The following is a 13,822-nucleotide window of genomic DNA, read 5'->3' on the forward strand; positions in this document are numbered from 1 at the left end:
TGTATGAATGTGCTTATTTGGCTTGAAAAATATGGTTTGTTGCTTATGTTGTTGTATTGTCTAGGTGTTTTCACACCTGATTTTACAAGTAAGATTAGTATGATGGATCATGAATTAGACGTGGTTACTGGTAGTCTTGCAGAGAGTAATATATTTAAACAACTTTTTTGGATTTCTCTGTTCTTGTTTTTTTCGTTTCGGTTTTTTATAAATAAAGAGTTTAACAACCTTAAGTTAGTCTTGATCAATAAACTTTTTATTTTACTCGTTATCTGCCTCATTGCTTTACTGAGTGCGAGTTGGTCAAATTATCCACTAATAACAATGAAGCGAGCCATATTTCAAATGGTATTTTGTGCATCTGTATCAATTGCATTTTGCTTTTCATTTTATCACAAAAGTATTGAGGTTAATCTTAAAGTCGCGATCGTCATCTGTATTTTAATGATCATTTTTTCTATTGTTAAAGGCGCCGGTTTTAATGAAAGTTTAAATTTGGCAGGTTATTTTAAGTCCAAGAATACGATGGGTGTCAATTTAGCTGTGCTGATTGTTATTAGCTATATGTGGATTAAGTCTTTTGATGTAAATAGTCGTTTTATCAACGTTTTACTTATTATTTTATTTGCGTTTCTATTAATAACCCAAAGTAAGACGAGTATTGTATTATGTATGACATATTTTATATTAATTCAGCTCAGCATTTTTAAAATAAAAGTAGTAATGTCTATACTCGCGATTACGTTTTTTTCGGTGTTTATTTTTATACCTGGCGTCAGTTATCACATGAATGATTATCAGCATATTGCATTATATGTTGATGCAGATTTCTTTACTGGCCGGGGTATTATTTGGGACTCATTGTATTATGATCTTGAGTTTTTTGACAAAATGACACTTGGTTATGGCTACGGTAGTTACTTTGAAGTAGGTGTAATCCCCTTTGTATTAGATGATAAATATAGCTTTTTACAATATATATCATCGGCTCATAATGGTTACTTGCAATTACTTCTACAGTTTGGCGTTGTTGGTTCATCGCTTATCTTTATATTTTTTGTGCTCTCAATGCTGAAATCGAATAGTGTTTTTATCCATACGGCACTAATCATCCCCATTTTACAAAATGTAACAGAGTCCAGTATATTTAGGGACGCTAACATGGCGTGGTTTTTGATGGTGATGATTGTTATTTCATCTGGTGTTTATATGATTAGGGATGAAGTTATCAATGAGCATGAAGTAATTCACGGTGCTGAGTGATCTATTATTCACTTAGTGATAGGTTTATCTCATTATGAGTAAAATAAATAACGAATTAAACAAAGGTATTCTTCATAGCCTGATAGGCAAGTATTCACTTTATGTCCTACAAATCGCATCTCTGGCTATTTTAGCAAGATTGTTCACTCCCAATGACTTTGGTACGTTAGCTGCGTTACAAGTTCTTATTTTATTCTTTCAGCTGTTAGCCACATCAGGCCTTGGGCCTGCAATTATACACAGAGATTCGATTAATGATGAAGAGCGTGATGGTATCTTTAGTGCGACATTAATCATTGGTCTTATGTTGTCATTATTATTTATTTATATTACGCCTGTCCTAGCGAATTGGCTTGAGTTAATGAATGTCAATTTACTCACATATATTTTAGCCTTGAGTGTCTTTTTTTCTGCAATTTCAATGCTGCCATTGGCATCGTTACAAAAGGACACCCAATTTATTATTATTGGGAAAGCAGAAATAATTGCAGAGTTAATTGCACTAATGATTTGTATTCTACTTTATTTTATGGGGCTAGGGGTTGTAGCCTTGGCTATAAAAATATTAGTTACGCCAATAGGACGTTTCATTTTCTATCATCGTTTTTCAAATAATACTGAAATAGGTAAAGCCAAAATAGGAATCAAAATATCAAGTATTATACCCTTGTTCGCGATAGCTAAATTTCAACTTGGATTTAATATCCTTAATTTTTTCTCGCGCAATTTAGATACTGTATTAGTGGCGAAATATTTTGGTGTTACGACTGTTGGTTTCTATGAAAAAACATATCAAGTTATGCGTTATCCACTCCAATTGTTTACTTTTGCTATCACACCTGCACTGCAACCCGTATTGACTAAGTATAAAAGTCAGCCTGATATAGTTTTTACTGCTTACTATCGATTGGCCTATAAATTGGCTTTATTGGGGATCTTGACGGCTACAATTATGTTTTGGTATGCAGACGATATTATCTTCATCCTCTTTGGCTCGCAGTGGTTCGCAGTGAGTGAATTATTGAAAATATTAGCATTATCAATCCCTGTGCAAATGGTTTTAAGTTCTACAGGAGGCTTGTATCAAGCGATGGGTGCTACAAAGCAAATGTTTTATTGTGGTATATTTTCATCGGTTGTTAATGTATCCGCTATTATTTTTGGTGTTTATATGGGGGATATGATCGTATTGTGTATCAGTTTAGTGACCGCTTTTATCATCAACTATATACAATGTTTCTATGTATTACATCGCTTTGTATTTAAGGTTAAAAAATTGAAGTCGTTCATGACTTTATCTTTCTTTGTGTTAATTGGTTTACTAAATATTTTTTTGGGTCAGACAGAAAACATTCCGCATGACAGTTTTACTTACGCTAACAGTTTTTATAATATCGCTTATGCAATAGCACCCTTGCTATTAATATTAATATTTTCATTTATTGTAAGAAGAAAATTAAAATGGTTCTTAAAAGATAATGTATAAATTAAAATTAGCTTCCGATGAAATACCGGCTTCGTTTACCTAATATTTTAATAATGCTAATAGATAGTAATGAACTTATTACAACCACAAGGGTGAACTTTATAAGCATAGCTCCAGACTCATTGAAACCATAATTTAATAATGTATCGTTGATAGATAATCGAGCTAACAATATTAATACATAGCCATGAATGAAATATAGTGAAAAAGATATATTAGCAAAGAAAGAAAGAGGTTTAACATTTTTGTTTTCAAGTGTATTTAACGACGTTATCACAAATAACAATAAAAAAACCTTTTGTAGGTACATAATGTCAATGCCTGAGAATGTAAATAAGTCTTTGTGGCTACTACCAATAACATCCATGAAGTTAACTTGAAAATAAGCGAGTAGTACCGTTGCTATTAAAAAAATCACATTGTACTTTTTTATTTTTTCAATTAAGTCTCGGTTTACAACAGCATAAATACCAAATAAATAGAATGGGATATAATAGAGGAAAGAATGAAACGGGTTAAGTCCACCTATAGGTCGGTGAGCATAGATCGCGATAATCGAAAATATAAAGAGTATCGATAATTGCATGCTATGTTTTAATAATGAGAACTTCACTATAATTGGTGCGCTCATAAATAGTAAGGCAGCAAAGGGAACATACCAATATGCAGTCACATGCCTACCTGTGAGAAGATTGATTACACTACCTTCGATAGCCGTTACATCCCCGAGGAGTGGGTGAAACTTACCTGTGATTGCTATGTTAATAATAGCCGGGGTTGAACAGATTAAATATGGAAGAATTACATACTTAAACTTCTTATTTAAATACAAAGGATAATTAAATACACCTTTTTGTAAATGTTGAAATAAATAACCACTAATGAATACAAATAAAGCCGTAGACCCTGAAACTAGGTTCGTAAATGTAGGGTAGTCCAATTCGCTATTACCTACGTGAACATGTCCTGCGATGATAATTAATATTGCGAATCCTCGGAAGTAGTGAAAAGAACTTATAAACATATTAACTCTTCTTCTTAATGGCACGATTTAAGATTATAGCTTAATCACTAGTTATATAAAGTTTTCCACTGCCATTGCGTCTGCTTTTGATTGTTTATGTTGCATTTTTCATTACTATTGAATATATACTCTTCTGAAAGGTAACGCATGTTGCGGCCATAAAAAAAATCACTGCTATATTTAGTGAGATGTTTAATTAGTATTTTAAACTTAATGCTACTATCTTCATTGAAGAAAATAATTAATGGATTATCAATGACATATTCATTGGATGAGCGAATCATTTATTTAGCTCGGTAGTTCATTTTCAAAATGTGACTACTTTAAATTTGTTAAGGAATCGTATTTTGAAACCTATTAATACATTTAAGGTAAGTACTGCCAATTATTCTTTTGTTTATCGCTTCTTAGATTTAAGTTGTGTTACATTTTCTTTTTTTATTGTAATTCATAGCTATAACCTTCGAATGACACAAGAATATATAATTATAGCGTTAACGACTGCCGTCGTTTTTTTATATATTGCAGAAGCGCTTAATTTATATCAATCATGGCGTGTAGGCCGATTTATTGCAGTCCTCATGACTGTCGTTGCTGTATTTATATCTTCATTTTTAATATTGTTTGGTATTGGCACATGGCTGGAAGCTTCTTTTGAGTTTCCGAGTTATGTCTTAAATGTCTGGTACTTTGTGGCATTTTTGTGTTGTTTTTCGTGGCGAGTATTGAAGTATCAATGGTCTGTTGTACGCTGTAAATTGGGCATAAACTTACGAAAAATGGCTATATTAGGGGCTACGTCAACAGGGGCTAATTTATATCATGAGATCAGTCATTGTGATGAACTTGGGTTTGATTTTGTGGGTTTCTTTGATGATAGAAACGCAGAACGTTTACCTAAAGGCATTACGGTAGTGAGTAATATCTCTGCGGGTATTTTTGAAGCTAAAAATGGCTCAATTGACGTGTTGTTCATTGCTTTACCTATTTCAGCCGAGAAACGTATAGCAGAAATTATCAACTTATTATCAGACACAACTGTCGATGTTTATGTTTTACCCGCATTTATGCTCTCTGATGTTATGCATGGCCGTGTTACCCATATTGGTAAAGTTGATGCGCTAAGTATTTTTGAATCCCCTTATTTAGGTGCCAAAGTTTGGTTAAAACGATTTGAAGATATTTTAGTCAGTCTAATCGCCATAATATTGCTTTCCCCAGTGTATCTTGCTATTGCAATAACGTTAAAGTTTACATCCCCTGGTCCAGTATTGTTCAAGCAAAGTCGTTATGGACTACACGGTGACAAAATTACTGTATACAAATTCAGAAGTATGTCGGTAATGGAATCTGACGGGAAGCTAACACAGGCAACAAGAGGTGATAAACGTGTTACCCCTTTCGGTGGTTTTTTACGTCGCAGTTCCCTTGATGAGATCCCGCAATTTTTTAATGTATTGATGGGAGACATGTCAGTTGTTGGGCCTCGGCCTCATGCTGTATCACACAACGAGGAATATCGTAAACTCATTCAATTTTACATGTTAAGACATCATGTTAAACCAGGTATTACCGGTTGGGCCCAAGTCAGTGGCTGGCGAGGGGAAACTGATACATTAGATAAAATGCAAAAACGTATTGAGTTTGATCTTTATTATATTTTGCAATGGTCAATTTGGTTTGATTTCAAAATTATGCTTTTAACTGTTTTGACCTGCTTAAAAAGCGAGAACACATATTAGCTATTTGAGAGGTAAAGTATGAACAAGACTCGGTATATCAACCTGCGAGGTGAGCCAGAATGAAAGCATTCAAAGATAACTACTATTGCTTAGGTTTAAGCTTAGTTTTGTTGAGTGGAGGGGCTGTTGCATACACCCAAGATACATACATTACTGATGGTGGGCTATTCGTAAAACCGTCATTGGAAGTGAGTATTGCAGATGATGATAATATTTATAAGCAACAAAAAAACGGTAAAAGTAGCTCTATAATCACTGTTATTCCGATGATAAATTTAAAACTTGATGATGGTATTAATTACTTTAGCCTTGATGCTAAAGCTGAAAAAGGTATCTATAAAGCAAGCTCTGCTGATAATTATATGGACGGATTGTTGGGTTTTAATGTGCATTTAGAACCCAGTGACACGCACCGTCTAGACATAAACCTTAAAGCTCAATGGTTAGCGGAACAGCGCGGCGGTGGTTTGACAGAGCAGAATTATGAATTAACAAACGAACCTATTAAATATGGTAAAAAGACGCTGTCTGCAAAATATGAATATGGCGCTTTGGAAACAAAAGGGCGCCTTGCCTTTAACGCAAAATTTTACGAAAAAGAATATACTAACTTTGAAACTATTACCCGAAGAAGTAATCACGACTCATTGTTATTGGGCTCAATATTTTTCTATTCTACAAGAGCACATACCGATGTATTTATTGAAATAAATGCCGAAACTATTGGTTATGATTATAACAAACCAGGGGATCTAAATCGCGATTCTGATGTATATACTGCATTGTTAGGTATGCAGTGGAAAGCATCTTCCGTCGTCCATGGGTTCATTAAATTGGGTGGACAAGCAAAAGAATTTGATGATAAAGGCCGTAAAGACTTTACGGGTTTTAGCTGGAATATTGGTGGTGTTTGGCGTCCGCTAACTTATTCAAAAATCACGTTGTCCACGTCTCAAACAACGAAAGACCCTGATGTTGATGGAGACTATGTGCTTGAAACAAAATACAAGCTTGATTGGAAGCATAACTGGACATCGTATTTTTATTCATCGGTAGGGGTTTATAAGTTCACGGATGATTACAGTGGTATATCTCGAGTTGATGATACGGACGGTTACAAGATTAAATTTAACTATGACTTTACCGATAATATTGCCATCACCCTATTTGGACTTTGGGATAGAAATACTTCAACAAATACGATATTTGAATATGATAAAAATGTTGTCGGCGCTAGTTTAACATTGACGCTTTAAAGGACAGTGTAATGAAAAGTATCTTTTTTTGTATATTATTGCTCTTAATACAAACACCTGTATTGGCAAAGGGATCTTATATTTTAGGGCCTGGTGATAAGGTCGAAATTAAAGTTTTCGGACAAAAAAATCTGACGGTAGAGACGTTACTGAGTAATAGTGGTCAAATTAATTATCCGTTTTTTGGTGAAATAAAGGTAACAGGTCTAACGGTTAAGCAAGTTGAAAAATTGATTTATAACGGTTTGAAAGGAGATTACCTCGTTAATCCAAATGTTTATGTTCATGTCGTTGAGTACCGACCTTTTTATATACACGGTGAAGTTAATAAACCAGGAGGTTATTCATATCAGCCTGGTTTAACGGTAAATCAAGCGATAGCGTTGGCTGGCGGACTAACTGAACGCGCATCAAAACAAAAAATATATTTATTTAAAGAAAAGAATAAAAACACGCAAATAAACGCAAGCTTAACGTATAAAGTTAATGCTGGTGATACCATTTTGATTAAGCAAAGGTTTTTCTAATGGATAAACTTGAACAGAGTCTCAATAAATCGTCGGTCAATAAAGACATTGTGTTACCTTCACCACATTGGCATGTTGTCCAGCGCTATAAATGGCGAATTCTTTTACTGTCTGTCTTTGTCTCTCTCTGTGCTGCGTTGTATTTATCAAAAGAACAACCGTTATACCGCGCTTCTGCCACGTTATTAATCGAAGCAAATCAAGCGCAAGCTGTTTCGTTTGATTCAGTGCAAGGTCTTGATTCAAATAGAAAAGAGTATTATCTAACTCAGTTTGAAATACTTAAATCGGGGTCAATTGCGGAAACTGTATTTGACCGCTTAAATTTACAACAGCAACCATCATTTCAAAAACGTGAGAGTTGGCGTGATATAGCCGTCGCGTATATTCTTGATGCTTCACCTCTTCTTAAATCATTTATTATGAATATTGATAGTGAATTTGCGGAGAACATTGGTGCGGGTTATATCAGTGGCGTACCACAATCAGCGACAGATATAGGTAATCAAGAGCTTGAAAGTCAACAAGTGAAAATTGCGCGTTTAAGGCAGTTTTCAAAACGTTTAACAGTGACGCCAATTAGAAAAACACAGCTTGTTAAGCTTTCATTTGAGAGTGAAGATCCCGCACTTGCTGCAATGATTGCCAATGCTGTCGGCGAGGCATATATAGCACAAGACCTTGAGATAAAATCATCTATTAATAAAAATGCAGCTCACTGGTTAACAAAAAGACTTGAGGGTTTACGCCAGAGTCTTGATAAGTCTGAAACGCTATTACAAGCATATCGTAAAGATGAAAATATCATTGATTTACAAGATCGAGGCGGACGAGGATTAACCGGTTTAGTGAGTAATGAACTTGAGCAAACGTCTTATCAATTAGTTGAAGCTAAAAATGAGGTGAATCAGCTACGGAGTATTGTGCGTGCTATTAATGAATTTGGGGTTAAAAACCTGGAGAGATTAGAGTCAATACCAGAGATAACATCACACCCGGTGATTCAAAATATCAAAAGTTTAAAGGTAAAAGCTAAATTAAAAGTATCGGAATTATCACAAATTTATGGTCGTAAGCATCCCGATCTTATTGCAGCTAAATCAGAGCTCTATACGGTGAACAAGCATCTGACAACACAAATTTCTAAATTAGTAAGAGGTTTGGAGAGAGAACTAAAAACCAAGAAAAGTAATGTTTCGGCTTTAGAAAGGCAATACAGTAATATTCAGAATCAATTTCAAGATGTTATCGGTAAAGATAATGAATATCAAAAGTTAGTGCGAGACGTAGAAAGTAACCGGAAATTATATAATACGTTTCTAGAACGCTCTAAAGAAACGGCGCTGACGAGTGATTTTAATGCAGCTGTAGCACGTTTTACTGACAGAGCTAAAGCACCAAATAAACCGATTACGTTAAGTACTAAAATAGCAGTTATTATTGTATTTATAATAACGGTATTGTTACATATCACCTATTTACTCATTAAAGAATATTTTACCGACAATTTTAACTCTGTGGGAGATATAGAAACTAAGCTTGGATTACCTGTGTTAGGTGTATTACCCAAGGTTGCTAGAAAACGAAATCAAGATTTAGATTTACATTATTTTTTTAATGACGATGGCCGCCAGTTTTCTGAATCAGTGCGGACATTACGCACGAGCTTCCTGCTTGCACAGGGTCTGCGGGTTAATCAAGTGATAGGGATCATTTCATCTCAACCTAATGAAGGTAAGTCTACAACCGCGACAAATATTGCGTTCTCGTTAGCTCAGATCGAAAAGACAGTACTGATAGATGCTGATATGCGTAAACCAAGTTTGGCAAAGAACTTTCGCATTCCAAAAGATAAACCTGGACTTGCACAAGTGATAACGGGTAATGCTAATTTATCTGATTGTATTACCGTGGACCCAGCCTCGGGTGTTCATGTAATGACGTGCGGCCCAACACCGAAGAATGCGCAAGAATTACTATCCTCAAAACGTTTTAAGCAATTATTGGAAAGCCTCAGACAATCTTATGATCGGATAGTTATTGATACGCCACCTATTCAAGCTGTCAGTGATTCATTGATTATATCTCTACACACAGACGCGATTATTTATGTCATTAAAAGCGAAGCGACACGAGTAAGATTAGTGCAAAACGGCATTCGTCGTCTTGCTAAAGTAGACGCCAATTTAGTCGGGATTGTGATGAACCACGTTAATACCGATGGTGTTGCTGATTCTGAATATTATTACGGTTATTACAGTGATGATGATTATGCAGAAAAACCGACTAAGTCATAGTTTATCCCAATCTTAATCAGTGAGTTAATATTTACAGCAAGCACTTGGATAAATATGACGTGTTTGCTGTTTATTCAATTTATGGTTAAATGATGTAAATTATAAATTAGTTTACAAGGATTAAAATGTTCACCTCTCGCATGTTCACTCGTTCTACATTCGTACTGACTTGGAGTGTATTACTGGCCGCTTGTACAGGCACTCCGCCTGATAACCTTGGTGTTGTTAACTCAAAGTTGGCTGTTTGCCCTGAATCACCGAATTGCGTATCAAGTGACAGTCTAGACGAAAGTCATTATGTGCCAGCTTTCAAATTAGAAGTGAACGCTGAGCGGGTTTGGTCGGAAATTAAAGTCTATTTACAAGCGCAACACAATATGGAAATTATGATAGAAACGACAGATTACATATATGTCGAAAGTACGAGTACTTTAATGCGATTTGTCGATGACTTTGAACTTCACCTTCGTTTAAAAGATGGCATTATTGCGGTTAGGTCAGCATCGCGATTAGGTAAGTCAGACTTTGGTGTAAATAAGCAGCGTGTTGATGATTTATATAAGATTTTGAATGATAAAGGCTTAGTTAGCGAGGCGCCTAAGCCAATTTGATTAATGGGTAATACATTTTATTGTATTACCCATTTTTAGTTTTATTAATATATAGATTGTTTTAATTACCGATTCATTACGGGAGATTAGAAGTAATTTAACAGTTTTCGGTAATAATCATTGGTTTCCATTAAGGTTTTATGGTCCCCTTGGGCTACGATAGTGCCTTCATCCATAACGATGATGTGATCCATTTTTTGTAACATTAATGGTTTGTGCGTGATCAGGAGTAAGCTTTGTCGTGATTGCTCAAGTTGTTCAAATAGGTTTGTAATGATTGTTCTTTCACTATGACGATCAAGTCCTTTGGTTGGCTCATCGAGAACGAGTACCTTTGCATTTCGTAATAACACTTGCGCTAAACATAAACGTTGCTTTTGACCACCGGATAAACCAGAACCTGTTTCTCCTAACCAAGTGCTAAACCCATTTTCTAGTTCATCAATAAAATCGATTAACCCCACAACCCGACATACATCACGCATTTGTGACTCTGTTATTTTCGGGTTTGCTAAGCGAAGGTTATCACCAATCGTTGCATGAAAAAGATGGCTGTTTTGGCTCATTAATGCAATGTGTTCACGTAATGATTCTGTACTCAACTCATTTAAGTCAATGTCATCAATGGTGATACCAGGCTTTAACTTACCGACCATATCTGAACGTGGTGTATTGTTAGATGGGGGAATAGGCCAGAATCCCATTAATAGATTTACTAAGGTTGATTTACCCGCACCACTGGCACCGATAATCGCAACTTTCTTACCTTGTTGAATGGTAAGGTCAATATCTTTTAAAACACAGTCATGACCATCAGGGTAAGTGAAACTTAAATTATTAAACTTAATTGGACCTGTTGTCACTAAAGTATCACCACCTAGGTCGGGAATAGGTTTATCAATAATCTCGAACAAGCGAGCGGCACTGTCATGCACTTTAGGTAAGATTTGGCAGGCGAGGGGCATATTAATGACTGTTTCGAAACAAACTAAAATGAGTAACGCAGCACTGGCAACAAATTCCGGTTTTAAATCGCCAGTTTGTACCAGAGGTACGAGTAGATATATGCTTGCCAGCACGGTTGTGTTAATGGCTAAAAATGTTAAAGCTGTGGCGAATGCATGCAGGCGGTGTAAATGTAATTCAGCGCGGTGATAGTTTTCAGACACACGATGAATCGATTGTTGATATTGCTGTGATATTTGATAAACCAATAATTCACGCATTGATGCCATGCCGTCGACTAATTCAACTTTTAGCTCACTCGAGAGTTTCGCTTGTTGTTGTGCGCGCTTTTTGCTTAATAATAAAATGAATATTGGTAAAACAAAACCGACAAGAATTAATGCACCGACAATAACAAACGCGAGATCGGATGAAATAAAACTCACCCCCAAGCCAACAAGTGGAATACTACAAATAGCAAGTAATGCCGGTAGTAACACTCTTAAGTAAAAGTTATCAAGTTCATCGATGTCTTGCTGCAAACGAGCAAGGATATCTGCTGACTTGAAGTTAACACGGTAGTAGGGCAATAAAGGCTCTAAGCGTGTATAAAAATAGTAACGTAATGCAGCAAGTGTATTAAATGTTGCACGGTGAGTTAACAAACGTTCAGCATATCGACCTGCTGTACGTACGATGGCTAAAAAACGGATAATGGCGGCAGGCGTGAAATAGTTAGCTGTTACACCAGACAGTCCTGCAATCGCCATGATAGTAATGAACCAACCGGAAATCGCGAGTAAGCCAATATTAGCCATCACGGTAATAATAGACAACAAGGTACCAAGTAACATTAAAGGGAGTTGTGGTTTAAGTAGTCTCATCAATCTAACTAATGGATTCATACGCTTATCTCCATATCGATGTTAACAGTATTTGCATAGCTGCCATTTAGCTCAAGTAATTCTGTGTGGCTACCTTGTTCGATAATTTGACCTTGTTCTAATACAATGATCTGTTTCGCGTCAATCACGGTATGTAAACGATGGGCAATAACAATAACCAAATGTTGTTTTGCATATTCAGCGATGCTATCACTGACAATTTGTTCGGTATCTTTATCTAAATGGCTGCTTGGTTCATCAAGAATGAGTACATCCGGCTGGTGGTAAAATGCGCGTGCTAATGCTAACCGTTGAGATTGACCACCAGAAATACCAACACCACCTTCACCAACATGGGTATTTAATCCGTCTTTTAATTGCGATACGAAATCAGCAAGGCCGACACTGGTTAATACTTGTTGTATTTTAGCGTTGTCATAGTCTTCTGTTAACGCAATATTGAAACCAAGACTGCCGTAGAAAACGTGACCTTGTTGTGCGATCCAGCCACAATGATTTAACCAAGCATCACGCTCTGCGGATGTGTGTTTAGTACCGTTGATCGTCATTGAACCACTATCAGGGGTATTAAAACCTAAGATGGTATCGATCAGCGTTGACTTACCCGCGCCACTTTCGCCAATAACAGCATATAAACCGTGATTAGACAGTGTTAAGTTAATATTTTTAAGCGTGTTCTTACGACCCGAGTAGGTGAAGTTAACATCTGTTAAGCTGATATCGAAAGGTGCTTTAAACTGCGTTTCAGTTTGGTTTTCTTTAATTGGTGTACTGAGAATTTGTAGCATATCTTGGGCTGCGGTAACCCCCGCCATTTTGGCGTGATACTGAGTACCTAATTGTCTAAATGGTAAATAGAATTCCGGGGCCAGTAACAATACCCACAGCGCTAATAAATAATCAACACCACCATAATAAAGTCTAAAACCTAAGATCACAGCAACAAGCGCAATGGCAATAGAGGCCAAAAACTCTAACATGAATGAAGAAAGAAAGGCGACCTTTAAGATACCCATGGTTTGGTTACCATAGTCTTCACTAATGGTTTTTACTGCAGCCATTTCTTGGCGCGATGCGTTGAATATTTTAAGCTGGGTAAGCCCTTGAATAATATCAAGAAAATGACTGCTCATGCGCAGTAGCTTGGTCCAATGTTTTTGGTTTAAATCATGCGCTTTATGGCCAATGATGATCATAAACATCGGTACCATTGGTGCTGTTAACATTAAGACTAAACCAGAACGCCAATCCATCGGGAATACTGCAAATAAAATAGCGCTTGGGATCACCGAACAATAAGCGACAATAGGTAAGTAACCGGAGAAGTAATCTTCGAGTGAGTCAACACCTTGATGCAGCAGTTGGGCTATTTTAGCGCTGCCGATAGTTTGTGTTTTTGCGGGACCCATTGCGAACAAGTGCTGCAACAACTGTTGTCTAATTGACACTTTGATTAGCATGGCTGCATGGCGACTGTATCGCTCACTGATATAGCCGAATATAGTACGAATAATGATGATGGCAACTAAGCCAAATAATAATGGTTTTATTTCTGCGATAGCTTTGTTTGAGAATATAATTTCGTTGATGATACCAGCTAAAATAGCCATTTGAACGATCATTAATATGCCATTCAACGAGCCTAATGCAATCGCTTTGCTTAAACGACCTTGGGCGTGGGTTCGCTGGCTTTTTAGCCAAGTTAGAAGTTCTTTTTGTGTGTAATCTGTTTTTACTGATTCTGTCATTGGGTAGCCTGAAATTGG

General features: G+C 36.3%; 10 protein-coding genes. 7 read left to right on the plus strand and 3 right to left on the minus strand.

Annotated features, from left to right (window positions below):
* Window positions 1-3: 3 nt before the first annotated feature.
* Both HWV01_RS10665 and HWV01_RS10670 read left to right on the plus strand, forming a co-directional pair.
* Window positions 4-1,263 carry an O-antigen ligase gene (locus HWV01_RS10665; protein WP_211675387.1) on the plus strand — a complete coding sequence of 420 codons (1,260 nt, stop codon included), beginning with the start codon at window positions 4-6 and terminating at the stop codon, window positions 1,261-1,263.
* Between the two features lie 34 nt (window positions 1,264-1,297).
* Window positions 1,298-2,749 (plus strand): oligosaccharide flippase family protein, encoded by a 1,452-nt coding sequence (locus HWV01_RS10670; RefSeq protein WP_211675389.1) that lies wholly within the window; start codon window positions 1,298-1,300, stop codon window positions 2,747-2,749.
* A 7-nt stretch (window positions 2,750-2,756) separates the two neighbouring features.
* Here the strand turns inward: HWV01_RS10670 and HWV01_RS10675 are convergent, their stop codons facing one another.
* A complete protein-coding gene (locus HWV01_RS10675) occupies window positions 2,757-3,773 on the minus strand; it encodes an acyltransferase (protein WP_211675391.1) in 1,017 nt (338 codons plus the stop codon).
* Between the two features lie 347 nt (window positions 3,774-4,120).
* Between HWV01_RS10675 and HWV01_RS10680 the strand changes: the two genes are divergently transcribed.
* The 5 genes from HWV01_RS10680 to HWV01_RS10700 all read left to right on the plus strand — a co-directional run bounded on the left by HWV01_RS10680 (window position 4,121) and on the right by HWV01_RS10700 (window position 10,206).
* A complete protein-coding gene (locus HWV01_RS10680) occupies window positions 4,121-5,515 on the plus strand; it encodes an undecaprenyl-phosphate glucose phosphotransferase (RefSeq protein ID WP_211675393.1) in 1,395 nt (464 codons plus the stop codon).
* Window positions 5,516-5,574: 59 nt separating this feature from the next.
* A complete protein-coding gene (locus tag HWV01_RS10685) occupies window positions 5,575-6,771 on the plus strand; it encodes an outer membrane beta-barrel protein (RefSeq protein WP_211675395.1) in 1,197 nt (398 codons plus the stop codon).
* An 11-nt stretch (window positions 6,772-6,782) separates the two neighbouring features.
* Window positions 6,783-7,298 carry a polysaccharide biosynthesis/export family protein gene (locus HWV01_RS10690; RefSeq protein WP_211675396.1) on the plus strand — a complete coding sequence of 172 codons (516 nt, stop codon included), beginning with the start codon at window positions 6,783-6,785 and terminating at the stop codon, window positions 7,296-7,298.
* Entirely contained in the window at window positions 7,298-9,595 is a 2,298-nt protein-coding gene (locus HWV01_RS10695) for a polysaccharide biosynthesis tyrosine autokinase (protein ID WP_211675398.1), read from the plus strand. Before HWV01_RS10690 ends, HWV01_RS10695 begins: the two co-directional genes overlap by 1 nt.
* A 125-nt stretch (window positions 9,596-9,720) precedes the next feature.
* On the plus strand, window positions 9,721-10,206 hold the full coding sequence (locus HWV01_RS10700) for a DUF1499 domain-containing protein (protein ID WP_211675400.1): 486 nt from the start codon (window positions 9,721-9,723) through the stop codon (window positions 10,204-10,206).
* 86 nt (window positions 10,207-10,292) lie between these two features.
* On the opposite strand, the gene cydC is transcribed toward HWV01_RS10700, so the two are convergent.
* Both cydC and cydD read right to left on the minus strand, forming a co-directional pair.
* Window positions 10,293-12,056, minus strand: a complete 1,764-nt coding sequence (gene cydC / locus HWV01_RS10705; protein ID WP_211675402.1) for a thiol reductant ABC exporter subunit CydC — start codon at window positions 12,054-12,056, stop codon at window positions 10,293-10,295.
* Complete coding sequence (gene cydD, locus HWV01_RS10710; protein ID WP_211675404.1) at window positions 12,053-13,804, minus strand: thiol reductant ABC exporter subunit CydD; 1,752 nt, start codon at window positions 13,802-13,804, stop codon at window positions 12,053-12,055. The genes cydC and cydD overlap by 4 nt, the downstream gene beginning before the upstream one ends.
* Window positions 13,805-13,822 lie beyond the last annotated feature (18 nt).

Origin of the sequence: Moritella sp. 5, assembly GCF_018219455.1 — a bacterium.
In the GTDB taxonomy this organism is placed as follows: domain Bacteria; phylum Pseudomonadota; class Gammaproteobacteria; order Enterobacterales; family Moritellaceae; genus Moritella.

What these genes read in the sequence shown, in the direction of transcription:
- HWV01_RS10695 (WP_211675398.1), top strand. Translation starts at nt 7,298, where the DNA reads ATGGATAAACTTGAACAGAGTCTCAATAAATCGTCGGTCAATAAAGAC.
- HWV01_RS10675 (WP_211675391.1), bottom strand. Translation starts at nt 3,773, where the DNA reads ATGTTTATAAGTTCTTTTCACTACTTCCGAGGATTCGCAATATTAATT.
- HWV01_RS10685 (WP_211675395.1), top strand. Translation starts at nt 5,575, where the DNA reads ATGAAAGCATTCAAAGATAACTACTATTGCTTAGGTTTAAGCTTAGTT.
- HWV01_RS10690 (WP_211675396.1), top strand. Translation starts at nt 6,783, where the DNA reads ATGAAAAGTATCTTTTTTTGTATATTATTGCTCTTAATACAAACACCT.
- cydD (WP_211675404.1), bottom strand. Translation starts at nt 13,804, where the DNA reads ATGACAGAATCAGTAAAAACAGATTACACACAAAAAGAACTTCTAACT.
- HWV01_RS10700 (WP_211675400.1), top strand. Translation starts at nt 9,721, where the DNA reads ATGTTCACCTCTCGCATGTTCACTCGTTCTACATTCGTACTGACTTGG.
- HWV01_RS10665 (WP_211675387.1), top strand. Translation starts at nt 4, where the DNA reads ATGAATGTGCTTATTTGGCTTGAAAAATATGGTTTGTTGCTTATGTTG.
- cydC (WP_211675402.1), bottom strand. Translation starts at nt 12,056, where the DNA reads ATGAATCCATTAGTTAGATTGATGAGACTACTTAAACCACAACTCCCT.
- HWV01_RS10670 (WP_211675389.1), top strand. Translation starts at nt 1,298, where the DNA reads ATGAGTAAAATAAATAACGAATTAAACAAAGGTATTCTTCATAGCCTG.